This window comes from Neobacillus drentensis (assembly GCF_036965425.1).
GTDB lineage: Bacteria > Bacillota > Bacilli > Bacillales > Cytobacillaceae > Neobacillus > Neobacillus drentensis_F.
Genome location: NZ_JBALPP010000085.1, coordinates 1 through 24,556, shown reverse-complemented (window position 1 = coordinate 24,556; position 24,556 = coordinate 1). Strand labels below are relative to the sequence as shown.

General features: G+C 38.3%; 27 protein-coding genes. 8 read left to right on the top strand and 19 right to left on the bottom strand.

Features of this window, described 5'->3' with window-relative positions:
* The first annotated feature begins 58 nt into the window (after positions 1 to 58).
* Entirely contained in the window at positions 59 to 964 is a 906-nt protein-coding gene (locus V7161_RS19770; RefSeq protein ID WP_289982420.1) for a COX15/CtaA family protein, read from the top strand.
* Positions 965 to 999: 35 nt separating this feature from the next.
* Here the strand turns inward: V7161_RS19770 and pyc are convergent, their stop codons facing one another.
* From pyc to V7161_RS19755, 3 genes are all read right to left on the bottom strand, one after another.
* On the bottom strand, positions 1,000 to 4,443 hold the full coding sequence (pyc, locus tag V7161_RS19765) for a pyruvate carboxylase (RefSeq protein ID WP_335714617.1): 3,444 nt from the start codon (positions 4,441 to 4,443) through the stop codon (positions 1,000 to 1,002).
* A 66-nt stretch (positions 4,444 to 4,509) separates the two neighbouring features.
* Positions 4,510 to 5,718, bottom strand: a complete 1,209-nt coding sequence (locus tag V7161_RS19760) for an FtsW/RodA/SpoVE family cell cycle protein (RefSeq protein ID WP_335714616.1) — start codon at positions 5,716 to 5,718, stop codon at positions 4,510 to 4,512.
* 173 nt (positions 5,719 to 5,891) lie between these two features.
* Positions 5,892 to 6,173, bottom strand: a complete 282-nt coding sequence (locus tag V7161_RS19755) for a YlaN family protein (protein WP_223596031.1) — start codon at positions 6,171 to 6,173, stop codon at positions 5,892 to 5,894.
* Between the two features lie 157 nt (positions 6,174 to 6,330).
* Between V7161_RS19755 and V7161_RS19750 the strand changes: the two genes are divergently transcribed.
* The gene (locus tag V7161_RS19750; RefSeq protein ID WP_335714615.1) at positions 6,331 to 6,828 is read left to right on the top strand and encodes a peptidyl-prolyl cis-trans isomerase; all 498 of its coding nucleotides are present in this window, start codon (positions 6,331 to 6,333) and stop codon (positions 6,826 to 6,828) included.
* A 39-nt stretch (positions 6,829 to 6,867) separates the two neighbouring features.
* On the opposite strand, the gene V7161_RS19745 is transcribed toward V7161_RS19750, so the two are convergent.
* Positions 6,868 to 8,196, bottom strand: coding sequence for a PhoH family protein (locus V7161_RS19745; RefSeq protein ID WP_335714614.1), 1,329 nt, complete (start codon positions 8,194 to 8,196; stop codon positions 6,868 to 6,870).
* Positions 8,197 to 8,356: 160 nt separating this feature from the next.
* Here V7161_RS19745 and V7161_RS19740 point away from each other — a divergent pair, with 160 nt between their 5' ends.
* Positions 8,357 to 8,947, top strand: coding sequence for a YhcN/YlaJ family sporulation lipoprotein (locus tag V7161_RS19740; protein ID WP_335714613.1), 591 nt, complete (start codon positions 8,357 to 8,359; stop codon positions 8,945 to 8,947).
* Positions 8,948 to 9,027: 80 nt separating this feature from the next.
* Here V7161_RS19740 and V7161_RS19735 read toward each other — a convergent pair whose 3' ends face one another.
* Entirely contained in the window at positions 9,028 to 9,483 is a 456-nt protein-coding gene (locus tag V7161_RS19735; protein ID WP_223595929.1) for a pyridoxamine 5'-phosphate oxidase family protein, read from the bottom strand.
* 170 nt (positions 9,484 to 9,653) lie between these two features.
* On the opposite strand from V7161_RS19735, the gene V7161_RS19730 reads away from it, so the two are divergent.
* A complete protein-coding gene (locus V7161_RS19730; protein ID WP_223595927.1) occupies positions 9,654 to 9,854 on the top strand; it encodes a YlaI family protein in 201 nt (66 codons plus the stop codon).
* Positions 9,855 to 9,897: 43 nt separating this feature from the next.
* Here the strand turns inward: V7161_RS19730 and V7161_RS19725 are convergent, their stop codons facing one another.
* Genes V7161_RS19725 through typA form a run of 3 tightly spaced genes read right to left on the bottom strand, consistent with a single transcriptional unit; the run spans position 9,898 to position 12,376 of the window.
* Positions 9,898 to 10,191, bottom strand: coding sequence for a hypothetical protein (locus tag V7161_RS19725; RefSeq protein ID WP_335714612.1), 294 nt, complete (start codon positions 10,189 to 10,191; stop codon positions 9,898 to 9,900).
* A gap of 15 nt (positions 10,192 to 10,206) precedes the next feature.
* Complete coding sequence (locus tag V7161_RS19720) at positions 10,207 to 10,521, bottom strand: YlaH-like family protein (RefSeq protein ID WP_223595923.1); 315 nt, start codon at positions 10,519 to 10,521, stop codon at positions 10,207 to 10,209.
* 16 nt (positions 10,522 to 10,537) lie between these two features.
* Positions 10,538 to 12,376: a translational GTPase TypA gene (gene typA / locus V7161_RS19715; protein ID WP_335714611.1), complete on the bottom strand. Its 1,839-nt coding sequence runs from the start codon at positions 12,374 to 12,376 to the stop codon at positions 10,538 to 10,540.
* Positions 12,377 to 12,524: 148 nt separating this feature from the next.
* Here typA and V7161_RS19710 point away from each other — a divergent pair, with 148 nt between their 5' ends.
* The gene (locus V7161_RS19710) at positions 12,525 to 12,710 is read left to right on the top strand and encodes a YlaF family protein (protein WP_335714610.1); all 186 of its coding nucleotides are present in this window, start codon (positions 12,525 to 12,527) and stop codon (positions 12,708 to 12,710) included.
* A 27-nt stretch (positions 12,711 to 12,737) separates the two neighbouring features.
* Here V7161_RS19710 and V7161_RS19705 read toward each other — a convergent pair whose 3' ends face one another.
* Positions 12,738 to 13,538: an inositol monophosphatase family protein gene (locus V7161_RS19705; RefSeq protein WP_420491647.1), complete on the bottom strand. Its 801-nt coding sequence runs from the start codon at positions 13,536 to 13,538 to the stop codon at positions 12,738 to 12,740.
* A gap of 210 nt (positions 13,539 to 13,748) precedes the next feature.
* On the bottom strand, positions 13,749 to 13,943 hold the full coding sequence (locus V7161_RS19700) for a hypothetical protein (protein ID WP_335714608.1): 195 nt from the start codon (positions 13,941 to 13,943) through the stop codon (positions 13,749 to 13,751).
* 179 nt (positions 13,944 to 14,122) lie between these two features.
* Here V7161_RS19700 and V7161_RS19695 point away from each other — a divergent pair, with 179 nt between their 5' ends.
* Entirely contained in the window at positions 14,123 to 14,758 is a 636-nt protein-coding gene (locus V7161_RS19695) for a YktB family protein (RefSeq protein WP_335714607.1), read from the top strand.
* 38 nt (positions 14,759 to 14,796) lie between these two features.
* Here V7161_RS19695 and V7161_RS19690 read toward each other — a convergent pair whose 3' ends face one another.
* On the bottom strand, positions 14,797 to 15,069 hold the full coding sequence (locus tag V7161_RS19690) for a UPF0223 family protein (protein WP_335714606.1): 273 nt from the start codon (positions 15,067 to 15,069) through the stop codon (positions 14,797 to 14,799).
* Between the two features lie 38 nt (positions 15,070 to 15,107).
* Positions 15,108 to 16,067 carry an NAD(P)H-dependent flavin oxidoreductase gene (locus tag V7161_RS19685; RefSeq protein WP_335714605.1) on the bottom strand — a complete coding sequence of 320 codons (960 nt, stop codon included), beginning with the start codon at positions 16,065 to 16,067 and terminating at the stop codon, positions 15,108 to 15,110.
* Between the two features lie 184 nt (positions 16,068 to 16,251).
* Here V7161_RS19685 and V7161_RS19680 point away from each other — a divergent pair, with 184 nt between their 5' ends.
* On the top strand, positions 16,252 to 17,724 hold the full coding sequence (locus tag V7161_RS19680; RefSeq protein ID WP_335714604.1) for an aminotransferase class I/II-fold pyridoxal phosphate-dependent enzyme: 1,473 nt from the start codon (positions 16,252 to 16,254) through the stop codon (positions 17,722 to 17,724).
* A 53-nt stretch (positions 17,725 to 17,777) separates the two neighbouring features.
* Here the strand turns inward: V7161_RS19680 and V7161_RS19675 are convergent, their stop codons facing one another.
* Together V7161_RS19675 and V7161_RS19670 are read right to left on the bottom strand one after the other, a co-directional pair.
* Positions 17,778 to 17,900 (bottom strand): GapA-binding peptide SR1P, encoded by a 123-nt coding sequence (locus V7161_RS19675; protein WP_335714603.1) that lies wholly within the window; start codon positions 17,898 to 17,900, stop codon positions 17,778 to 17,780.
* 165 nt (positions 17,901 to 18,065) lie between these two features.
* Positions 18,066 to 18,365, bottom strand: a complete 300-nt coding sequence (locus tag V7161_RS19670) for a DUF3055 domain-containing protein (protein ID WP_335714602.1) — start codon at positions 18,363 to 18,365, stop codon at positions 18,066 to 18,068.
* Positions 18,366 to 18,526: 161 nt separating this feature from the next.
* Here V7161_RS19670 and V7161_RS19665 point away from each other — a divergent pair, with 161 nt between their 5' ends.
* Entirely contained in the window at positions 18,527 to 18,961 is a 435-nt protein-coding gene (locus tag V7161_RS19665; RefSeq protein ID WP_335714601.1) for a DUF1885 family protein, read from the top strand.
* Positions 18,962 to 18,991: 30 nt separating this feature from the next.
* Here the strand turns inward: V7161_RS19665 and V7161_RS19660 are convergent, their stop codons facing one another.
* From V7161_RS19660 to pdhA, 5 genes are all read right to left on the bottom strand, one after another.
* Entirely contained in the window at positions 18,992 to 19,234 is a 243-nt protein-coding gene (locus V7161_RS19660) for a hypothetical protein (protein ID WP_335714600.1), read from the bottom strand.
* Positions 19,235 to 19,332: 98 nt separating this feature from the next.
* A complete protein-coding gene (gene lpdA, locus V7161_RS19655; protein ID WP_335714599.1) occupies positions 19,333 to 20,748 on the bottom strand; it encodes a dihydrolipoyl dehydrogenase in 1,416 nt (471 codons plus the stop codon).
* A 3-nt stretch (positions 20,749 to 20,751) separates the two neighbouring features.
* Positions 20,752 to 22,071, bottom strand: coding sequence for a dihydrolipoamide acetyltransferase family protein (locus tag V7161_RS19650; RefSeq protein WP_335714698.1), 1,320 nt, complete (start codon positions 22,069 to 22,071; stop codon positions 20,752 to 20,754).
* A 77-nt stretch (positions 22,072 to 22,148) separates the two neighbouring features.
* A complete protein-coding gene (locus V7161_RS19645) occupies positions 22,149 to 23,126 on the bottom strand; it encodes an alpha-ketoacid dehydrogenase subunit beta (RefSeq protein WP_335714598.1) in 978 nt (325 codons plus the stop codon).
* Between the two features lie 3 nt (positions 23,127 to 23,129).
* A complete protein-coding gene (gene pdhA / locus V7161_RS19640) occupies positions 23,130 to 24,245 on the bottom strand; it encodes a pyruvate dehydrogenase (acetyl-transferring) E1 component subunit alpha (protein WP_223595194.1) in 1,116 nt (371 codons plus the stop codon).
* Positions 24,246 to 24,556 lie beyond the last annotated feature (311 nt).

Sequence of the window (24,556 nt, the reverse complement as noted above, 5' to 3'; positions counted from 1 at the left end):
ATTATACTGTCAAGGAAATTCTTTGACAAATGATTGAACTTTTTAAGAGGTGAATTTTTTGCAACGCTCTTTGAAGTGGTTGGCTGTAGCCACTACAATCGTAATGATCTTTATATTAATTGGAGGGGCTTTAGTTACAAAAACTGGTTCTGGAATGGGATGCGGCCATACTTGGCCTTTATGTCATGGGAAGTTTCTACCCTTAGAAGTATCTCCCAAATTAATCATTGAACTCGCCCATAGGCTTGTCTCAGGTGTAGGTGGAATCATGGTGTTAGTTCTATCCATTTGGTCCTGGAAGGAAATTGGTCATATAAGGGAAACAAAATTTCTTTCTTTACTTTCCTTCTTTTTTTTACTTCTGCAGGGCTTAATTGGCGCTGCCGCTGTGAAATGGGGCCAATCTGATTTTGTGCTTGCTTTGCATTTTGGGATTTCCCTCATTTCGTTCGCATCTGTGTTTTTGTTAACCTTGCTTATTTTTGAGGTTGATAAAAAATTTGAAGCAGAAAAACTGGTTATCGATAAGCGAATGAGATTCCATATTGTAGCCGTATCTATTTATAGTTATTTGGTCATTTATTCCGGAGCTCTTGTGCGCCATACAAAATCAAGCCTTGTTTGCCGGGATTGGCCATTGTGTCTGAATGACGCGCCTGCCCTTCCGAGTAATATGTACGAATGGGTGCAAATGGGACATAGGGCTGCGGCAGGAATCATTTTTATCTGGATTGCCTACATTACTCTTTTAGCCGTTCGCCATTATAAGAACCAAAAAGTTCTATATTGGGGCTGGATTATTGCCTTCATCCTTGTCTGCTTACAAGTGATTGCAGGAGCTTTGATTATTTTTACCAGCTTAAATCTATATATCGCTCTGCTGCATGCCTTCTTTATAACATGCCTGTTTGGTGTTTTAAGTTACTTTATCCTTTTATATTCGAGGACAAAAAGGAATCACTAAAAAGAGCTGCCGAAATCTTTTCGGCAGCTCTTTTTTTAAGCCTTATTTAATTCAAGCAATAAATCCCCCGTCTGAATAGCATCTCCATTTACTACATAAATGTCCTTAATTATCCCTGTAAATGGTGCTTGAACGGTAGTTTCCATTTTCATCGCTTCCGTAATCATTAAATGATCTCCGCGTTCTACCCTTTCCCCTTTCTCTACCAGTACCTTTATTACTGTTCCTGGCATCGAGGCCGAAAGATGGAGTTCATTTTTTGGATCAGCTTTTAACCTGGATAATACCGTCGCTTTAATACTTTCATCTTTAATAACCACTTCACGAGACTGTCCATTTAATTCAAAATACACAATTCTTGTTCCATCAGCTTGGGCCTGACCTATGGAGACAAGCTTTACAATCAGTGTTTTCCCTGTTTCGATCTCTACTTCTATTTCTTCACCCAATCGCATTCCATATAAAAATGTTGGGGTGTCGAGTACTGAAATTTCTCCGAATTGTTCAACCGTCTTGATATATTCCAGGAATACCTTTGGATACAGTGCATAGGAGATAATTTCAAAGGTAGTAACCTGTCTGCCGAGTTCTTGATATAACTCTTTCTTTAGCTGTTCAAAATCAATGGATTCTAGCAGCTCTCCCGGTCTTACCTCCAATGGTTTTTTTCCTTTTAAAATCACTTTTTGCAGTTCCTCAGGAAAACCTCCATGAGGCTGTCCAAGATATCCTTCAAATAATTCAATAACAGAATCAGGAAAATCAAGTGACTGCCCCTTTTGTAACACATCCTCCTCTGACAGCTCATTTTGCACCATAAATAATGCCATATCGCCGACTACCTTTGAGGAAGGGGTAACCTTAACAATGTCTCCAAACATCTTATTTACACGGGAATACATATCTTTAACTTCATCCCACTGTTCTCCCAGCCCGACTGCTTTAGCCTGCTGCTGAAGATTACTGTATTGTCCCCCAGGCATCTCATGCTGATAAACCTCGGAATGAGGTGATAAAATGCCACTTTCAAAATCCTGATAATACTTTCGGACATCCTCCCAGTAATAGGATAACTTTTCAAGTGAAGCGATATTAACGGCCGGTTTCCTGTTTGATCCTTCAAGAGCGTAATGTAAAGAATTAGCACTTGGCTGGGAGGTTAAGCCCGCCATTGTACTTAGGGCCGTATCCACGATATCTACACCACCATCTATGGCACGTGCATAAGTGAAAATTCCATTTCCACTGGTATCATGTGTGTGGAGATGGATTGGAATATCAACCGCTTCTTTTAATTCGGATACTAGCCTATAGGCTGCTTCCGGCTTCAATAAGCCTGCCATATCCTTTATTCCTAAAATATGAGCCCCTTGTTTCTCAAGTTCTTTAGCCAATGATTTATAATAGGCCAGATTATATTTGGTTCTTGTTGGGTCTAAAATATCACCGGTGTAACAAATGGATGCCTCTGCAATTTTTCCTGTTTGTCTAACGGCATCTATGGCCGTCTCCATTCCTTTAACCCAGTTTAAGCTGTCGAAAATTCGAAACACATCAATTCCGGCAGAGGCCGATTGCTGAACAAACTCTTTAATTAGATTGTCAGGGTAGTTTTTATATCCGACGGCATTCGCACCGCGTATCAACATCTGAAACAAAACATTTGGAATTTTTTCACGTAATGTTAATAAACGATTCCAAGGATCCTCTTTTAAGAAACGATAGGCCACATCAAATGTGGCACCACCCCACATTTCAAAAGAAAATAACTCTGGTAAAAGTTTTGCTGCAGGTTCGGCAATGTGAACAATATCTGTTGTCCTCATACGAGTTGCTAATAAGGACTGATGAGCGTCCCTGAATGTCGTATCCGTTAATAAAACTTGCTTTTGACTTTTAACCCAATCAATCAGTCCCTCAGCACCATACTTATCTAATATTTGCTTTGTTCCCTCTTGGTATGGCAGGTCATATGGTAAAGCTGGAATTCTTGGCTTTGAAAATACAGGTCTTTTCTTTTTTTCAATGCCAGGAAAGCCATTTACGGTAACTGTTCCAATATAGCTAAGCATTTTGGTTCCACGGTCTTTCCGTACAGGGAACATAAACAGCTCAGGGGTCGTGTCAATAAAAGACGTATCATATTCTCCATTTCTAAACTTCTCATGTTTAACTACATTTTCTAAAAAAGGAATATTTGTTTTAATTCCTCTTATTCTAAATTCCTGTAAATTTCGAACCATTTTAGAAGCAGCTTGTTCAAAAGATAATGCCCATGTTGAGAGCTTAACAAGCAATGAATCATAATATGGTGTAATCACCGCACCTTGAAAACCATTTCCAGCATCCAGCCTTACGCCAAATCCTCCGCCAGAGCGATAAGCCATGATTCTTCCTGTATCTGGCATAAAATTATTAAGGGGATCTTCTGTGGTAACACGCGACTGAATGGCGAACCCATTCAGCTGGATTTTATCCTGCTCAGGAATCCCAATAATCGGACCATGAAGGTCATGGCCCTCAGAAACTAAAACCTGCGTTTGCACGATATCAATTCCTGTTACCATTTCCGTTACGGTATGTTCAACTTGTACCCGCGGGTTTACCTCAATAAAATAAAAGTCATTTCCAGCGACAAGAAATTCAACAGTACCAGCATTTAGGTAGGATACATTTTTCATTAATTTTACTGCTGCATCGCATATCCTGCCCCGCAATTCATTAGAAATAGAGACACTTGGAGCAACCTCGACTACTTTTTGGTGCCGCCTTTGTACAGAGCAATCCCTGTCAAACAGATGGACTATATTCCCCTGCTTGTCACCGATGATTTGCACTTCAATATGCTTTGGCTTTTCAATAAGCTTTTCCACATACACTTCGTCATTCCCAAATGCCGCTTTCGCTTCAGACTTCGCACGGTTAAATGCTTCCTTAACCTCTTCACGGCTTCTGACGATTCTCATCCCACGGCCCCCACCGCCCAGTGAAGCTTTAATAATGATCGGGTATCCATGCTTCTCTGTAAAATCCTCTACTTCGGCTAGATTATTTACAGGACCATCACTTCCAGGAATAACGGGAATATCCGCTAACTCGGCCTGCTGTCTTGCTTTTACCTTATCTCCAAACATATCAAGGTGTTTCGAGGTCGGACCAATAAAAATTATCCCTTCTTCTTCACATCGTTTTGCAAAATGAATATTTTCAGACAAAAATCCATATCCCGGATGGATGGCATTGGCTCCGCTTTTTTTAGCAATAGCAATAATGCCATTAATATCCAAATAGGCGTCAATTGGTTTTTTGCCTTCCCCAACTAAATAAGCTTCATCTGCCTTATAACGATGATAGGCTCCAGAATCTTCCTTGGAATAAATCGCAACAGTCCGAATATTCAGTTCTGTGCAGGCGCGAAAAACCCTAATCGCTATTTCTCCCCTGTTGGCAACCAACACCTTATTGATTTGTCTAGTCACTAGTAGCACCTCAAATTCTATGTATTTTCAAAAACGCGAGGATCTTAAAAGGCCCCCGCGTTTTGATTAAAGATAAAAAACATTTCCATCACGATTTTGTTGTTTTTTTTCAATTTGTTCCTGATTATTTTTATATTTTTTTTCATATTTGACAAACATCGAAACATTAACAAGAATTCCAGTTGCGGCAGCAAGCATTAATAGGGATGAACCACCGTAGCTAATATATGGAAGTGGTACACCAGTTAGTGGAATAATTCCTGATACACCAGCTAGATTGATAAAGGTTTGGATTCCAATCATGCTTGATATCCCAATTGCTAGCAGACTTCCAAATGGGTCTTTACATTGTACACCTATATAAATTCCTCTTAATACAACATAAGCCAATAATAGAATGACGAAGCCAACACCCCAAATTCCTAGTTCTTCTGCAATAATAGCCATAATAAAGTCAGTATGTGATTCAGGTAAATAGCCAAGTTTTTGAATACTTTTTCCTAAACCAAGTCCATTAACCCCTCCAGAGCCAATGGCTATATATGAGTTTACTAAGTGAAATCCAGCATCCTCAGCATCAGCAAAGGGATTTCTTAGAACGTGAAAACGGCTCATTTGCTCAGCAGAAAATAACTTTCCAGTTGCCCATAAGACTATAATTACCGGGATAAGAATGATTAGAGCCGATATTACTAATTTAGCAATACTTTTTGGATTCATCCCAGAGGATAAAATGATAGTAGCTGCAATAAGGGCAATGATGAATGCCGTACCAAAGTCTGGCTGAATAATAATAAGAAAACATACTACAAACAAATATACCAAGGGCGGCAGGACACCCTTATTAAATTGATTGATATAGGCTTGCTTTTTTGCATAAACAGACGCTAAATAAATAATCACAGCCAGCTTTACAAACTCAGCGGGTTGAAATAAAAAAGTGCCTATTTGATACCAACTCTGTGCATTATTCTTTGTTTGTCCAAAAACGAATAAACCAAGCAAGATAATAATTGATGCAAATACCATTGGGACCTGAAACCATTTAGTAAACTGCATCATTTTATATGGAATGATAGCTGAAATGATAAAGATCAAAGCAAAACCTAGCAAAAATATTTTTTGTCTTTGATAGAAAAAATCGCTGGCAACTTCATATCTTTGGACAGCATAAGCCATACTGGCACTATAAATCATTACCAGACCAAAAGCACATAATAGGATTATGGCAATTATTAATGTATAATCATAGGATTTTAATATTTTTTTAACCATTTTTTATTTCCTCATTTTCAAAATTAATTTACATGTATTATTATAATGGATTCCGCTGTTCATTACTTGAGGAAATGTTACCGTTAAGATATTCATTCAATAGAGAATATTCTGAATAAATTGATTAACAAAAAACCCAAACAATTCCATTCTATTGTTTGAGTTAATGACGTTTATTTTCTTAAAGATGCGTCATGCAAGGCGGATAATTCTCTTTCTAATTTATCTAAGATCGCCTTTCCATCTTTACCATCTATTAAGCCTAATCGAACAGCAAAGTCTATTTCTCTTGAAAGGCCAAACATTTGCGTATCCAACACCTCTTCATAAAGAGGACATTGAGGGGCCGTGAGATTGTCCATTTGCACTTTGATAAGCTTTAAAATTTTTTCAGCGTCAGCCTGCAATAAAGCAAAGGCTTTTTCCTGGTGATTCACGATCATTTCAGACGCCAACATTCATCCCCCCATTTCAGAGCGATTATTCAACTTATCTATAAATTTTACCTTTTACTATCAAAAATTGCAAGAACAATAAGGTTTACTGCATGGATTATGACATTCCTTTTAAAAAAAGCTATACTTATTATTGTGAACTTTAGGGGGTAAAACAATGGAAAATATTTTGATGATTACAGGAAAAGTGAAATATACGATAACTCTTGATCCAGGTGTCTGGATTTTCGACGACCGCCGCGTTGATTTAACCACTTATTTTTCGAAGGAAAAAGAGAATGTGAATGCATTGGAGGAGTATACAAAAGCTGTTTCAAAGCATTGGGATCGTGAGATTACTGAAGGAGCAATCTATCCGCCCACTTTAAAGACAGAGAAGAACTTTGAAAAAGTAAAAGTTTTGACTGGCACCTTTGGAATTCCTATTAAGCCATTTTTGCAAAATGCGGAACCAACCGATGATGCTAGTACTCTTGTCGTGCAATGTTCCGACAAGGATTATGAGTTTCCCCTTAATGAGGCCTATGAGTTAATACTGGGCTTTTCTAATAACGGCAAACCATTATCCCTTGATGGTCCTGTTCATGTTTATATGGGAAATGGTTCTAATCAGGAAAATCCTATTAAAAATGTAACAGGGTTCAAGCTTAAATAATAAGACGGGTGCCAAGCGGCGCCCGTTTTATTATTTACATTATAGTAAATCCGCGGCAAGTCTTGCCAAACCAGATCTTTCCCCTTTTAATAGTTTCACATGGCCTGAAATGACCTGGTCTTTGAACCGTTCCACGACATACGTCAGACCATTGTTATAGGCATCAAGATATGGATGATCAATTTGTTCCGGGTCACCCATTAATACAATTTTACTTCCCTCTCCTACACGAGTTAAAATCGTTTTAACTTCATGTTTTGTTAGGTTCTGCGCTTCGTCAATGATAATAAATTGTTTTGGTAAACTTCTGCCGCGAATATATGTTAATGCCTCAACCTCAATTGAGCCCATTCCAGCTAAAATAGCATCTAATTCACCTGGTTTTTTGGTATTAAATAGATATTCTAAATTGTCGTAGATAGGCTGCATCCACGGACGCAGCTTTTCCTGCTTTTCTCCCGGTAAAAACCCCAAATCCTTTCCAACAGGTACGATTGGCCTCGCGACCAAGAGCTTTTTATATTCCCGAAAATCCTCTGTCTGCATCAATCCAGCGGCAAGGGCTAGCAAGGTTTTCCCTGTTCCTGCTTTGCCAATTAAGGTGACAAGTGGTACATCCTTGCGCAGCAATAATTCAATTGCCATCGTTTGCTGGACATTCCTTGGATGAATCCCCCAAACATGTTCTTGATTTAACACCAATTTCTTCACTTTTTTACTTGTATTATCGACCATCCCTATTGCTGAAGCTGAACTGCCATTGGAATCTTTCATGATAAGAAACTGATTTGGATAAAAAGGATGATTCGCGATTTCTGAAAGAATTAATTCTCCTTTTTCATAAAAGCGGCCTAATAACTCAATTGCTATAAATACTTCATAAAAACCCGTATATATATGATCGATTTCCACAACACGGTCATTTAAAAAATCCTCTGCATCTAAGCCAATTGCATCAGCTTTTACTCTGACAAGAGCATCTTTACTGACAAGAATTACCGGTTTTCCATTTTCCTTTGTTTGCTCTTCTAAGTATAAATTTTTCGCCACCGCAAGGATGCGGTTGTCATTTGTTTTTTCAATAAAAATGTCTTGAAGTTCATGAAAGGTGCGATGATTTAACTCGATTCTGATTGTCCCCCCATTTTCGAGTGGAATCTTTTCATGAAGCTTGCCTGAGGCCCGAAGACCATCAATTAATCTTGATACATGTCTTGCATTTCTCCCGACTTCATCCATGTACCTCTTCTTTGAGTCCACTTCTTCGAGAACGACTGCCGGAATAACAACATCATTGTCTTCAAAGGAGAAAATGGAATACGGGTCTTGCAGCAAGACATTTGTATCTAACACGTATATTTTGCTCAAAGCGACGCCTCCGCTTCACTTGGTGTAAGGCTTGTTAAATATGGATTAAACAAACCTTTTGCTAGATTGGACTTTGGTAAAATATATGTTTATTGGAATAAAGATAGAAGACGTTCCGCACAATAAATGTTAACAAGACTTTCTTGAAGGTGGGGTTAAAATGAAGTATTTCTTGATGTCATTTACTATCTGTTTACTTCTTAGCGGCTGTAATATCAATAATAATAAAGAAATTGCCAAAAATGGAAATCAGTCGTTAGTGAATGTTAAAAACAGTTATATTGAAAATGTTGATCGCAAAACAGGACAGCAAATATCCAAGCGGTTAGTCAAATTGGCAACCAGTATACCAAGTGTTAATGATGCAACAGCCGTTGTTTTAGGTAAATATGCGATTGTCGGAATTGACGTAAATGCAAAAATTGATCGCTCCCAGGTAGGCTCCATTAAATATTCTGTAGCCGAGAGCTTAAAAAAGGATCCATATGGGGCCAATGCAGTTGTCGTGGCTGACGCTGATACAACCCAGCGTTTAAAAGAAATACAAGCAGATATTAATAAAGGAAGACCTGTTCAAGGGATTATGGAGGAGCTGGCAGATGTTGCAGGGCGCCTAATGCCTGAGATACCAGGAGACTTAATTACACCAAGTCCGAAAAACGCAACTGAAAAACCGGACAAAAAGCTGCCATCAGACGAAGAAAAAAAGCTTAAAAAGGAACAGGAAGACCAATCGAATCATTATAAATAAGGCTCTTTTTGTAACCTTTGTTGCATTTAGAACTTTTTAAGGGACATTTACAAAGTTAATGAAAAAAAGCTTAGGATTTCCTAAGCTTTTCTCATTGCTTCCATAACCTGTCGATCTAATTTTTCTGCTGCATTTTTATCATATGTTTTATCGTATTGTACTTCTGTCACAATTTTTGACCCGTAAAACATTACATCTCTAACTTCTTTAATAGTTATCTCCACCAAAGCCAATTTTAACGGAACTTCTGGAAGTCTTTCTTCTTTAATGATTGCTTCTCCCTGAATTGAATATGTAGATTCGTTTGCAATTAAATTTATGACGGCTTTATTATTATTTTTAATATTCTCGAGAATTCTCGAACGGTTATCGACTGCAAAGTAAAGCGTACTTTCATCTTTCGCTAGTACCCAGGAAATTGCACTAACATTAGGGCCTCCAGTTTCATGATCAATTGTGGCTAATGTAACGAATCTTTCCTTTTGCAGTTCATCATATAAAGGCTTTATTAGCCTTTCCTCTACCTGATTTGCCATTTTTACAACCCCTTTATTATTTCCAAATATCTATTTTAAAACAGACATTCTCATATTACTACTATCCCTTTTTTTTAACAACTTAAACACTTATTTTACGTAACGCCCATTGAACTGGTATAGTATAATAAAATTATTCCATTTTGATAAATAAATTAAGAGGTGCTTTAATGAGAGTGAAATGTGTAATTTGCGATAAAATTGAAGCGATTGAAGATGAGTCATTAGCAGCAAAGCGGCTCCGAAATCGCCCTATCCATACATATATGTGTAAAAGCTGCAGCGAGAGAATTGCTGAGAAAACAAATGCCAGAATAGACACGGGTAATTTTAAGTTTTATCGAGCAAAATCGGAGAAAGATGATTGGTAATAAAAAGGAAGGCATATCCCCTTTATGGAATATGCCTTCTTTTTTATTCTTCGATTGGGTAGTTCTCATACTTATCTGGCTCTTGATTAATTTGATTGAGCATTACCTCAATCAATTCACGGGGATACCGCGTTTTTTTGTTTTCCCCATTTTGTTGATAAGACAAATAATACATCATATCATCGGTAGTGATTTCTATGTTCAATACATGATGCTGCGAGGATAAAATATCATCAAAAAGATCAAGCGTTTCTTGAGCGGCTGTATCATCGGGACGAGCATCACAGACTATCTTAATCGTAAGCCAATTATAAAGTGCATCCTGTAAGGAATTCATTTTCCTGTTCCCCCGTTATTTTGCTTCCGTCTGCTGCTTCTTTGATTGGTGTAAGCGGATTTTATAAATTATTAAGATCAAAGCCGCAACGACAAGACCCTCGGCAACAGGCAAAAAGATTCCCAAAAAAGTAAGAATTGTACACCCTACAAATAAAAAGATGTAAATGATAATTGATTTTCCAAGCGGCAGCTTTTTGGCAAAACCTAGTTTATAAACAACAATTGATAATGCCACAATTGTTAAATATAAAAGCCACATACCGACTTTGGGTTGTTCGCTTACCTTATAGAGTGCAGCAAAGAATGAGAGCCGTTCTGCAACATCCACGACAAAACCTCCTAAATTAACTCATTTCAGCGTATTTCTTCTTTTTCGCCATTTTTTCACGTTCGTTTTTATCAAGAATCTTCTTTCGAAGACGGATTGATTCAGGAGTTACTTCGCAATATTCGTCATCATTTAAATACTCTAATGATTCCTCTAATGTCATGATTCGTGGTTTCTTAATGACAGATGTTTGGTCTTTATTAGCGGAACGAACATTCGTTGCTTGTTTCATCTTCGTAATATTGACAGTTAAGTCATTTTCACGAGTGTGCTCTCCGACGATCATGCCTTCGTAAATTTCTGTTCCTGGTTCAACAAATATCGTGCCACGATCTTCAACCTGCATGATACCATAGGTAGAAGCTTTTCCAGATTCCATGGAAACAAGTACACCTTGATGTCTGCCTCCAACATTCCCTTGCACCATCGGCTGATAGCTATCGAAAGTATGATTAATAATTCCATAACCACGAGTCATTGTTAAGAACTCTGTAGTATAGCCAATTAAGCCGCGAGCAGGAACATTAAAGATCAAACGAACCTGACCGGTTCCGTTGTTAATCATATCAAGCATTTCACCTTTACGGGCACCAATGGATTCCATTACAGAACCTGTATGCTCTTCTGGAACATCGATTTGAACTCTTTCAATCGGTTCACAACGAACACCATCAATTTCTTTTACGATAACTTCCGGCTTTGAAACTTGAAGTTCATAGCCTTCACGACGCATATTTTCAATCAAAATAGATAAATGGAGCTCTCCACGGCCAGATACAATCCAAGCATCAGGTGAGTCGGTATTTTCAACACGCAAGCTGACATCTGTTTGTAATTGAGCTCGAAGTCTTTCCTCAATTTTTCTCGAGGTTAAATACTTACCTTCTCTTCCAGCAAATGGACTGTTATTAACTACAAAAGTCATTTGAAGTGTTGGTTCATCGATTCTTAAAATTGGCAATGCTTCCTGATGTTCAACAGGACAAACCGTTTCACCAACATTAATATCTTCCATACCGGAAACAGCAATTAAATCTCCAGCTTTTGCTTCCTGAACTTCTTCCCGTTTTAATCCAAAGAAACCAAAAATTTTGGTAACACGGAATTGTTTTACAGATCCGTCTAATTTCATCAATGCAACTTGCTGTCCAACCTTCATTGTTCCACGGAAAACGCGGCCGATTCCGATTCTTCCGACATAATCATTATAATCAAGAAGTGCTACCTGGAATTGAAGCGGTTCTTCACGGTTATCAATCGGTGCAGGAATATGCTCAACAATGGCATCATACAAGGATTGCATGTTTTCGTCTTGCTTGTCTGGGTCAGTGCTGGCTGTACCATTTATAGCTGATGCATAGATAACTGGGAACTCAAGCTGGTCCTCTGTAGCATCAAGCTCGATAAATAAATCAATCACTTCATCGATTACTTCTGCAGGACGCGCAAAGTCACGGTCAATTTTATTGACCACAACAATTGGTGTTAAGTTTTGTTCTAATGCTTTCTTTAGAACAAAACGAGTTTGCGGCATACATCCTTCGTAGGCGTCAACCACAAGCAATACCCCATCAACCATTTTCATAATACGCTCTACTTCTCCACCAAAGTCAGCGTGTCCAGGTGTATCCAAAATATTGATTCGAGTATCTTTATACTGAATCGCTGTATTTTTTGCAAGGATAGTAATTCCGCGTTCTCTTTCCAAATCATTCGAGTCCATCGCACGCTCTTCCACGTGTTCGTTCGAACGGAATGTACCTGATTGTTTTAACAATTGGTCAACCAACGTTGTTTTTCCATGGTCAACGTGGGCGATTATCGCTATATTACGAATATCTTCTCTAATTTTCAAAAATTTCCACTCCTGCCTTTATTCTATAAAAAATAAAACTATTTATAGTTTCCCATTTACAACTAAAACATTATACCATAATTAAAGTGGAAACCTAAAAGCATTTTATGTAGAATAAAAATAAATATAAATTTGAGGGGCAAAAATAATGAAAAACATTAAATGGCCATTACTGATTTATGCAATTTTAGCAGCAGCAAGCATTATGGGGATAGGCGTTGCCATAAGTGAAAAAAGCGTTCTTGGTATTATCGGCTGTATACTAGCTGTGATTGTTATAATGGGACTAGGTTTTTCCGCAAAAAAAAGAATGCGTGAAAACGGAAAACTATAAAAAAGAAGCCAATTGTTTTGGCTTCTTTTACCATCTTCCATCCTTTAAATATTCCTTCAGTATCGTCTGGTGAAGACCTGGTTTGGCAGCAAAAAGGGAGTCCTGGGTTAGAAAATCCAGCTTTTCTCCTCTTAAATTTGTAACAATCCCGCCTAGTTCCTCTATTATAACCACCCCAGCAGCATAATCCCATGGCGATAACCTCATGGAGATATATGAATCCACTCTTCCCGTAGCCACGAACACCATTTCAAGGGCAGCTGTTCCATACGACCTTGTTCCTCTAGCAGCCCGTACTAATGGTATCATTAAATTATGATCGATTCGACGATTCTCCATTACCCATGTGGCATTCAAGGCAATTATCGATTCCTGTACGGTCGTTTCCTCTAGGCGAGGAATAGGATTTTCATTTAAATATGCCCCTTTCCCACTAAATGCATGATATAACTCATCATGTACCACATCATAAATAATCCCAATTTTTCCTACACCGTTTTCATACACTCCAAGGGAAATCGCGAAATTCCTTTGTTGATGGATAAAGTTCATCGTTCCATCAATTGGGTCAATTATCCAAACGATGCCTTCAAGGCTTGTCAGTTTGTCTCCAAACCCCTCTTCCCCCATGATTTTATCCTCAGGATAAACCTCTTTTATTTTCGCAATAAAAAATTGTTCAATTTCCTTGTCCATATTCGTGACTAGATCATTAGGGTTTGATTTCGTCTGAATATTTAATGTTTTATCAAAGGAGGAACGGATCCTGTCACCAGCTTCTATTACCCATTCCTTTGCATTGGCATAAATACTTTCCCAATTCATGATTCCCCTCCAAATATAAATGGATTATTTCTCGAAATTCCTATGTAGTAGTATTTATAGCTTAATCAAAATAATCATCCATATCAACTTTTGGCCGACATTTATTTATCGCTGCACAATAACAAACGAACTCCCCTCACTGTTTGGAGTTCGTTTTAGATAAGTAGTATATCAATCTTCATTCTAACTTGTTACCCCTTAGAAACATCTCAATTAAAATGCTTTTAATCGTAATAATTCTTGGCGGATTTTTTCTAACTTTTGTTTGCATTCTTTCATTTTCTTTTCATTTTTTTCTTCAATCGCCTCAAATAATACTGCTAATTCATAATCCATTTCCAATCTTAAAACCGCGGTTCTTTCCTTATCACTTGCTTTTTTTAATGAAGTATTCATCAATTGTTTCACACTTCTCCTCCCCTTTCGAATATTTTTCCCATTTTTCAGATTATTTTTTTTACTGTATAATATGAGTCAAATTGTTATCTTGCAACAAATATGTGCTCTAACCTAGAAAAGCTTCAAACTTCTTGTCTTTTCCCTGATATGCTACAATATATGACAAATGGCTGGTTGGGGGTAAAGAAATGGTGGATTTCAAAGGATTTACGAATGAAGATTTTGATGTCTTTTTAATAGATGGATTAGAGGCTAGAATGGAGGCACTAAAAGAAACAATTCGTCCTAAATTAGAAAACTTAGGTGAATATTTCGCACCAACGTTATCACAGATAACAGGGGACGAAATGTTTGTCCATGTTGCAAAGCATGCCAGAAGGACAATCAATCCGCCAAAGGACACATGGGTAGCCTTCGCAAATAATTCCCGAGGTTATAAGATGCTGCCTCATTTTCAAATAGGCTTATGGAACACCCATTTATTCATTTGGTTTGCCGTTATTTATGAAGCTCCGCAAAAAGAAGTGATTGGGGCAAGGCTGGTTAAAAAGATAAATAAACTTTTCAAAGAAACGCCAAAAGACTATGTATGGTCTGGTGATCATATGAAGCCTGATGTTTTTATACACGGGGATATGACAAAAAAGGATTTACAATCTCTATTTGATCGGTTTCAAAACATAAAAAAAGCAGAATTATTATGTGGGTATACGATTGGCAGAGAAACCGTAATTGAAATGGGGGCAGATGGACTCTTACAAAAAATTGATGAAGTTTTTAATCAAGTAACCCCGCTTTATAAAATCGCTCAAAACATAAAATAAGAAAAAGCTCCTGAACAAAATTCGGGAGCTTTTTCTTTTTACCTCATAAATATGCGTTCTCCTGATGATGCTTCTTTTGCCTTTTTTATAGTATGGTATGATGAATAGCCGCTTATTTCCTCAAATTCTCCACAAAGCGTTTTCTCCTGCGCTTTACTTGGGACAATTTCTTTAAAACGGCGGTAAATCTTCATTACCTCATCGCGTTCAATTCCTTTTTCATAAGCCCTCTCAATTGCTTCAAAAAAGTTAATGACATCAACGATTTCATCAGTTGTCCAGCTATAATCAATCGGGTATTGGTACTCCATTTCTTCACCTCTTACTAATCATTCAAGAGTATCATACCTTATTTTCCCCATTTGGCACGAATTTGTTCCGCATCGTTAATCATTCTCTCGAATAGTTCTGCAACTGTTGGTACATCTTTAATAAGGCCCATTACCTGTCCAGCCCATGCGAAGCCTTCATCAACAGTTCCCTCATATATGTACCGTTTATTAGCCATACCACTAATAAAATCTTTTAAATTATCATAATCACCCTTATTTTTTTCAATTTCAATGATTTTTTCAGTCCAGCTGTTTGCTATCGCCCGGGCTGGTGCGCCTATAGAACGTTTAATAACCACCGTATCGGTTTCTGTACCTGCTACTAATGCTTGTTTATATACCTCATTTGCATGAACACATTCTTTTGTGGCAATAAACCTTGTTCCCATTTCAATTCCTTCAGCCCCTAAACTTAGTGCTGCCATCAACCCTCTGCCGTCACCTATTCCCCCTGAAGCAATGACCGGGATTGAAACACTATCAACAACTTGTGGAATGAGCACCATTGTACCGATATCGTCACGGCCAAGATGCCCTCCGCCCTCCTGACCCACTACCATCACTGCATCGGCTCCCAGTTCCTCCGCTTTAACCGCCTGTCTTCTTGCGGCCACGAGTACGAGTGTTTTTATTGATGTTCCTTTTAATTGTTCAAAAATAGGGGCTGGATTGCCGCCTGTCATCGAAACAACCGGTACTTCTTCATCAATGGCTACCTGCAGCATGTCAGAGAATGGCCTGCCGTGCTGACCAATGGCAAAATTAACACCAAATGGATGATTAGTTAATTGCTTTACCTTCCTTATTTCTTCTCTCAGCTGCTCTGGATTAGCTAAAGACATCGCGGTTATTTGACCAAGGCCGCCGGCATTAGAAACCGCTGCTGCCAATTCGGAATAGGCTAAATAGGCAAGTCCCCCTTGAATAATGGGATAGCGAATGTTAAGAATATCTGTTACCCTTGTTTGCCACTTCAATTTAAATTCCTCCTAAAAATTTTCATGCTTTCTTATTTCGTTCTAAAAGGGTAATTTTCCTGTTAAAAAGGAAAACTAAACAATAAATCTATGCAATGTAAACGATTAGTGCTATAATGCTTTTGTTTTATGTTTATTAAATGAAAAAATGTGTATTTTTTTGATAAAGAGGTGTGGTTATAAATTGTCGCAAAATCAAACACCGTTATTTAGCGGGTTATTAAAGCATGCAAAAAGAAATCCGATACAATTCCATATTCCTGGCCATAAAAAAGGGGCTGGAATTGATCCGGAATTTCGAAATTTTATCGGTGACAATGCCCTGTCTATTGACTTAATTAATATTGGACCGCTTGATGATTTGCATTCCCCAAAGGGGATGATTAAGGAGGCTCAAGATTTAGCCGCAAAAGCCTTTGGTGCCGATCATACTTTTTTCTCAGTACAAGGCACAAGCGGAGCTATCATGACGATGGTTATGGCCGTATGTGGTCCTGGAGAAAAAATCATCGTACCAAGAAACGTCCATAAATCCGTCATGTCGGCTATCGTTTTTTCTGGAGCAATTCCTGTATTTATTCATCCAGAAATCGATATAGAACTAGGGATCTCCCATGGAATAACAACTGAGTCTGTTGAAAAGGCTCTCGAGCAGCACCCTGATGCAAAAGGGGTTCTCGTTATCAATCCGACCTACTTCGGCATCTCTGCTGACCTAAAGAAAATAGTTGAGATAGCCCATTCTTATAATGTTCCTGTCCTTGTTGATGAAGCACATGGAGTTCATATTCATTTCCATGATGATCTGCCGCTTTCTGCTATGCAGGCTGGTGCGGATATGGCAGCTACTAGTGTTCATAAGCTGGGCGGTTCAATGACACAAAGCTCCATCCTAAATGTAAAAGAAGGTCTTGTTTCTGTTAAACATGTTCAATCCATTTTAAGCATGTTGACAACAACCTCAACATCCTATCTATTGCTTGCTTCACTTGACGTAGCAAGAAAGCAGCTAGCAACGAAAGGAAAAGAATTAATTGATAGAACGATAAGGCTAGCCCAGTCAATCCGAAAAAGAATTAACGAAATTGACCATATATATTGCGTCGGCGAAGAAATATTAGGTTCAAAAGCCACCTATGATTTTGATCCGACTAAGTTGATCATTTCTGTTAAAGATTTAGGATTAACCGGTTATGATGTTGAAAAATGGCTTAGAGAAAAACATAATATTGAAGTTGAATTATCAGACTTATATAATATACTTTGCATCATTACATTAGGGGATACCGAATATGAGGCAGATCTTCTAGTTACTGCCTTAAAAGATTTAGCTGAAGAATGCTCACACCGTGCAGAAAAAGTAGAACCCTTAGAAGTCTTGCTTCCTGAGATCCCTGTGCTTGCATTAACACCAAGAGATGCCTTTTATGCGGATACGGAAGTGATTCCATTTGCCAAATCAGAAGGAAGGATCATTGCGGAATTTGTTATGGTCTACCCGCCTGGTATCCCAATTTTTATTCCTGGTGAAATCATTACAAAAGAAAACCTTTATTATATAACGAAAAACCTGGAAGTTGGCCTGCCTGTTCAAGGACCAGAAGATGATGAACTGAAAATGATTCACGTTATTAAAGAATATAAAGCCATAAAATAAAAAGACAGGATTCCAATTACGGAATCCTGTTTTAATTTTATAATGACAATTATTTATACTTCTTCGTGACTATGCTGGTCTTGGCAACAATTGCACTTAGAATAAAGCACTGTTACTTTTTCATCTTCAAAATGATCAATTGTAGAGTTACAAGTTTGGCATACAAGAGTACCCATCTGTCCAATCCCCTTTTCATTAATTGAATGATCAATACTTTGAAAGCGTTTAAATATCCCTTAAGACAATAATAATATATCACATTTAATTTTTCAAGCCTAATTTGTATGTCACATTTAAAAAAATAAGCATAAAAAAAGACCCTTTGGGCCTTTTTTAAATCATTATTCATATTGGGTGACGAAGGGTGCAGCCGGTATTGCTTCACTAAAGAATTCAGCCAAATCAGAAGCCTGCTGTTTATCAGGGATACGGAATACGGTTTGAAGGTAATCAATATCTTCAATATCTTTGGGGTCGAGGAGAGTTGAACGGCCAGTTTGCATGCAGATGACAAGAGGTTTTCCGAAAAACATATTTGTGTAAATAATACCAAAGTCATAGCGGGTATGTTCAGTTGTAAAGCCGATAAACCTCACTTTTGCATTTTCGTGCTCATCATAGAGCTTATCAAATAATTCCATTTGACTCCTCCTTTTATTTAAATATTTAGAATATTATTATAATTTATTTTTGGAAAAATGACAAGAAATCTTGACATTTTATTTGTAATTGTTGTCATCACTTTTTGTTCAGTGCTAGAATAGAAGGGCATCTATTAACGGACTAGTGAGGGGGAATGATGATGGCTGAAAATGCATTTATTAAACTTGTGCCTTCATCTGCGAAACAAACTATATCTATTGAAGAGGTAAAGGAACTATTTCATTTTTATAAAGACATTACATCTAAAACAGGTGATCAACTTAACTGGCAGTATGGAGAATCTGCTTTCCCTTATGAAATTAAGGAAACCAATGAAGGAAAAGGCTCCTGGTTTTATTTATATTCTGGCCATGACCGTTACCGGGCTATTTTATTGGGGATAGACAAAGAAACCATTCGAGAGGAAAATGGGCAAGAACGAGAACAGTCTTACATACAAGTGACCCTGCCTGAACAATCCACCTTCGGAGATAAAGGGAAGGCTAATGAATTTTGTAAATTCCTCGCAAAGAAATTACAAGGTGAACTGCATCTTTTTAATGAAAGAGTCATGTATTATTATCCAAGAAAATAAACAATGAAAGCACCCTTAAGGGGGCTTTTTTTAATGGGTAAAAAGGGCCATTGTATAGTGAATGGAGGTATAAATAATTAAGCTTAAGGATGTAATGAAGAGCGTTTTCCGAGCTGATTTTGTAACTTGATTGCCAATTAAATATGCTAAATAAAAAAATACAAAGAACATAATAACCTTATAAATTAATTGATCATGTTTTGATAACCATTCAATAAAAGTATATCCACTCCAAATGATAAATTGCAGCATCATGACAATATAGACCCTCATATTTATCACCACACAAATACATTTATCTATATATTTATTCGCTAAAAAAAAATAAAGTCCTTTCCTTTATGACAAGGAAAAGGACTTTATTTATACTATTACTTCATAATATGGATTGGGCTTCCTAGTGCAACCTCAGCTGCTTCCATTGTTATTTCACCAAGAGTTGGATGCGCATGAATGGTCATAGCAAGGTCTTCAGCAGTCATTCCTGCTTCAATTGCTAGACCAAGTTCGGCAATCATATCTGACGCACTTGCACCTGCAATTTGTGCACCAATTACTAAACCATCTTCTTTACGGGTAATTAATTTTAAGAAGCCATCACCACTGTCAAGAGATAGGGCACGGCCATTTGCTGCAAATGGGAATTTAGCAGAAATCACTTCAATACCTTCCTCTTTTGCCTGTGATTCTGTGTATCCAACAGAAGCCAACTCTGGCTCAGAGAAAACAACGGCTGGAATTCCTAAATAATCAATTTCAGAAGGGTGGCCGGCAATCGCTTCAGCCGCAATTTTTGCTTCATAGGATGCCTTATGTGCCAGTTGTGGTCCAGCAACAACATCACCAATCGCATAGATATTACTAATATTTGTCCGGCATTGCTTATCAATTTCAATAAGACCGCGGTCAGATAATTTTACACCAACTTGTTCAAGTCCCATTTCATCCGTGTTAGGACGACGCCCAACCATGACAAAAACGTAATCAGCTTCAATTTTCTTTTCTTCACCTTTTGTTTCAAAAGTGACAATCACACCAGTTTCAGTTTCTTCTACACCCTTGGCTAACGCTTTTGTATAGAATTCCGCGCCTTTTTTCTTCATGGTGCGCTTAACAAGTGCTGCCATTTGCTTATCAAATGTGCCAAGACCTAGAATTTCCTCAGCACCTTCTAGTATTGTTACTTGACTGCCAAAGTTTGCATAGGCTCCACCGAGTTCGATTCCAATGACACCGCCGCCAATGACAACGATTTTTTCAGGAATTTCATTTAAATTTAATGCACCCGTTGAATTAAGAACTCGTTTTGAATATTTAAATGTTGGCAGCTCAATAGGACGGGATCCAGTTGCAATAATTGCATTCTTAAAGGTATATGTTTGAGCTGAATCATCATTAATTACCCTTAATGTAGTAGCATCAACAAAATACGCTTCACCACGTACAATGTCTACTTTATTACCTTTTAATAGTCCTTCTACACCACCAGTTAACTTATTCACGATTCCAGCTTTAAATTCTTGAACCTTTGTAAAGTCAACTTTTACATTTTCAGCAGTAATACCAAAGCTTTCTGAATGTTTGGCTGTTTCATAACGATGTCCTGCAGCTATTAAAGCTTTAGAAGGAATACATCCTACATTCAGGCATACACCGCCGACATATTCTTTTTCAACTATCGTTACTTTTTGTCCTAGCTGGGCAGCACGAATGGCTGCAACATATCCACCAGGACCTGCTCCAATGACTATAGTATCTGTTTCAATTGGGAAATCTCCAACTACCATTTATTACGCCTCCATTAACAATAGTTCTGGATCGTTTAACAATCGCTTGATGTGATTTAATGCATTTTGTGCTGTTGCACCGTCAATCATACGGTGATCGAAACTTAATGAAAGTGCCAATACCGGAGCAGCGACAATTTCACCGTCTCTTACAATTGGTTTTTCAGCAATTCTGCCTACACCCAAAATCGCTACTTCAGGATGGTTGATTACCGGAGTAAACCATTGTCCTCCTGCAGAACCAATATTGGAAATTGTACATGAAGCACCCTTCATTTCATTAGGTGCAAGCTTACCATCACGTGCTTTTGTAGCCAGTTCATTTATTTCATTAGAGATTGAGAAAACTGACTTTCGATCTGCATCTTTTACAACTGGAACTAATAAGCCTTTTTCTGTGTCGGCAGCAATTCCAATATTATAGTAATGCTTATGAATAATTTCACTTGTTGAATCATCTAGAGATGTATTAAGCGCAGGGAACTCACGTAACGCACTTGTTAATGCTTTTACGATGTACGGCAAGAAAGTCAGCTTGATGCCTTTTGCAGCGGCAACTTCTTTGAATTTCTTACGATGTGACACAAGCTTTGTAACATCCACTTCATCCATTAGAGTTACGTGCGGAGCTGTATGCTTGGAATTCACCATTGCTTTGGCAATTGCTTTGCGGATTCCGCTCATTTTTTCACGAGTTTCAGGGTATTCTCCCTGTGGTACTGGAGCAGCTGCTTTTGGAGCTTCTGCTGCCTGAGTTTCTGCTTGAACAGGAGCTTCAGCGGCAGCTTGTGGTGCTGCTGCTTGTGCGCCGCCAGATAGGAATGCATCAATATCAGCTTTCATAATCCGGCCATTTTTTCCTGTTCCTGCAACTAAAGCAATTTCCACACCTTTATCGCGTGCATATTTTCGAACAGATGGCATTGCAATGATACGGCGGTTTGGATCAACTTCTGCTTGCGGCTGAGCAGGGACTGGTGCCGGAGCAGGAGCTGCCTCTGTCTTTGCTTCTGGCGCAGGGACTGGTGCTGGTGCTGCCGGTGTTTCCGCCGGAGCTGGAGCTTCGTCACCATGGTCGCCCTTAAATTGTAAATTTTCATATCCTGGTGCATCAAAGGTTACAAGGACCTGCCCAACAGTTGCTACAGTTCCCTCTCCAACTAATACTTCTAAAACAGTTCCTTCTACGGGTGAAGGAATTTCAACGACTGCTTTATCATTTTGGATTTCACAAAGAACATCATCTTCCTGAACTTTATCGCCTGGTTTGATGAACCATTTGACAATTTCACCTTCGTGAATACCCTCACCAATGTCAGGCATTTTAAATTGAAATGTGGTTGCGGTTGCGCTCACTTGGATTCATCCTCCTATTTTAGTTAGATTTCTGTAGAAAAGAATTAGAATGATAATACTTTTTTCGCTGTCTCAATAACGTCTTTATAATTTGGCAGCCAAACAGATTCTGCTTGAGAGAAAGGATAAATCGTATCCGCTGCAGCAACACGTAAAACAGGAGCTTCTAAGCTTAAAATAGCTCGATCATTGATTTCGGCAACCACGTTTGCTGCTACTCCCGCTTGCTTTTGTGCTTCTTGAACTACAATTGCCCGTCCTGTTTTTTCAACTGACGCAATAATGGTGTCAATATCAAGAGGACTAATAGTTCTAAGGTCAATAACTTCGACGGAATGTCCCTCTTTTGCTAATTCATCCGCTGCCTTTAATGATTCATGAACCATGGCTCCGTAAGTAATAATGGATAGGTCTGTACCCTCACGCTTAACATCAGCTTTCCCAAGAGGAATAGTATATTCTTCTTCAGGAACCTCTTGGCGGAATGCACGGTATAATTTTAAATGCTCAAGGAAAATGACTGGGTCATTATCACGGATTGCAGACAACAATAATCCTTTAGCATCATATGGTGTGGATGGAACAACAACTTTTAAACCAGGCGTTTGAGCCATTAAACCTTCCAAACTGTCTGAATGAAGCTCAGGTGTATGAACACCTCCGCCAAATGGAGAACGAACAGTTATTGGCATTTTATAGCGGCCGCCGGAACGGTAGCGCATACGAGACATTTGACCAGCAATGGAATCCATAACTTCAAAAACAAATCCAAAGAATTGAATTTCAGGGATTGGGCGGAATCCAGTCAACGCCAAACCAATCGCCAATCCTCCAATTCCCGATTCAGCAAGAGGAGTGTCAAACACACGGTCCTCTGTAAATTCTTTCTGTAAGCCTTCAGTGGCACGGAATACACCACCGTTTACACCAACGTCTTCACCGAAAACCAATGTATTTGGATCTTTCCGAAGCTCTGTACGCAGTGCATCGGTAATAGCTTGAATCATTGTCATTTGAGCCATGACTTACTTCGACTCCTTTGCTTTATAGATTTCATACTGTTCTTTCAAGTTATAAGGCATTTCCTCAAACATGTTGGACATAAGGTCAGTAACCTTTTGCTTTGGTGCAGCATCCGCTTTTTTGATTGCCTCTTTAATATCATCTTTGGCTTGTTCGATTACTTGATTTTCCTTCTCTTCATTCCATAGACCTTTCTTTTCAAGGAACTTACGGAAACGTACTAAAGGATCTTTCTTTTCCCATTCATTATCAAGATCAGCCGTACGATAACGGGTAGGATCATCACCAGCCATAGTATGTGGACCATATCGGTAAGTTAAAGTCTCGATTAACGTTGGCCCTTCACCGTTGACAGCACGTTCACGTGCATCACGAACTGCTGCATAGACAGCTAATGGATCCATCCCGTCAACTTGAATTCCAGGGATACCTGCCGCAACCGCTTTTTGAGCAATTGTTTTTGCAGCTGATTGTTTTTCAACTGGAGTAGAAATCGCAAATCGATTATTTTGCACAATAAAAATCGCTGGTGCTTTAAACGCGCCTGCAAAGTTAATTCCTTCATAGAAATCCCCTTGAGAAGCACCGCCGTCACCAGTGTAGGTAATAGCAACAGCTTTCTTGCCACTCTTTTTATACCCTAAGGCAACTCCGGCAGCTTGAATATACTGTGCACCAATAATAATTTGTGGTGATAGGACATTTACACCTTCAGGAATTTGGTTACCTTGGAAGTGTCCGCGTGAGAATAAAAATGCTTGATATAAAGGCAGTCCATGCCAAATTAATTGTGGTACATCACGGTACCCAGGTAATATAAAATCTTCTTTTTCAAGAGCGAATTGGGAAGCTAATTGTGATGCCTCCTGCCCTGCAGTTGGTGCATAAAATCCTAGTCTGCCTTGACGGTTTAAGGAAATTGAACGTTGATCTAGGATACGTGTATAAACCATGCGGCGCATAAGTTCCTGAAGCTGGTCATCCGTTAGTTCCGGCATTGCTGCTTCGTTAACAACTTCGCCTTCTTCATTTAAAATTTGAAGAGTTTCAAATTGATTTTCGACAGCCTCAAGTGCGTTCTTCGCATTGAGCTCTGCATTCTTAAGTTTTGAAGCCATTTGATCACATCTTCCTTTCTAATCAAAAGATAAAATAAAAATAAAATCCACTAAGTTAGATTACCCCAAAAACATGAATAAAAGCCTGATGTGTATTTGACATCATTTTTTTATTCTCTAACATCTTATTCTGTATCAGTTTTTTATGTAACTACATTGATACAACAACTCAACCCATATTCGAGTTTACACCATTCATCTAAACGCGTCAAATCCTTTGCGTAATAATTTTTCACTATAATGATAATACAAATTACAATTGTTTCAATCACCACTGTACTAATATATTTTTATTTCTGTTATATAAAATT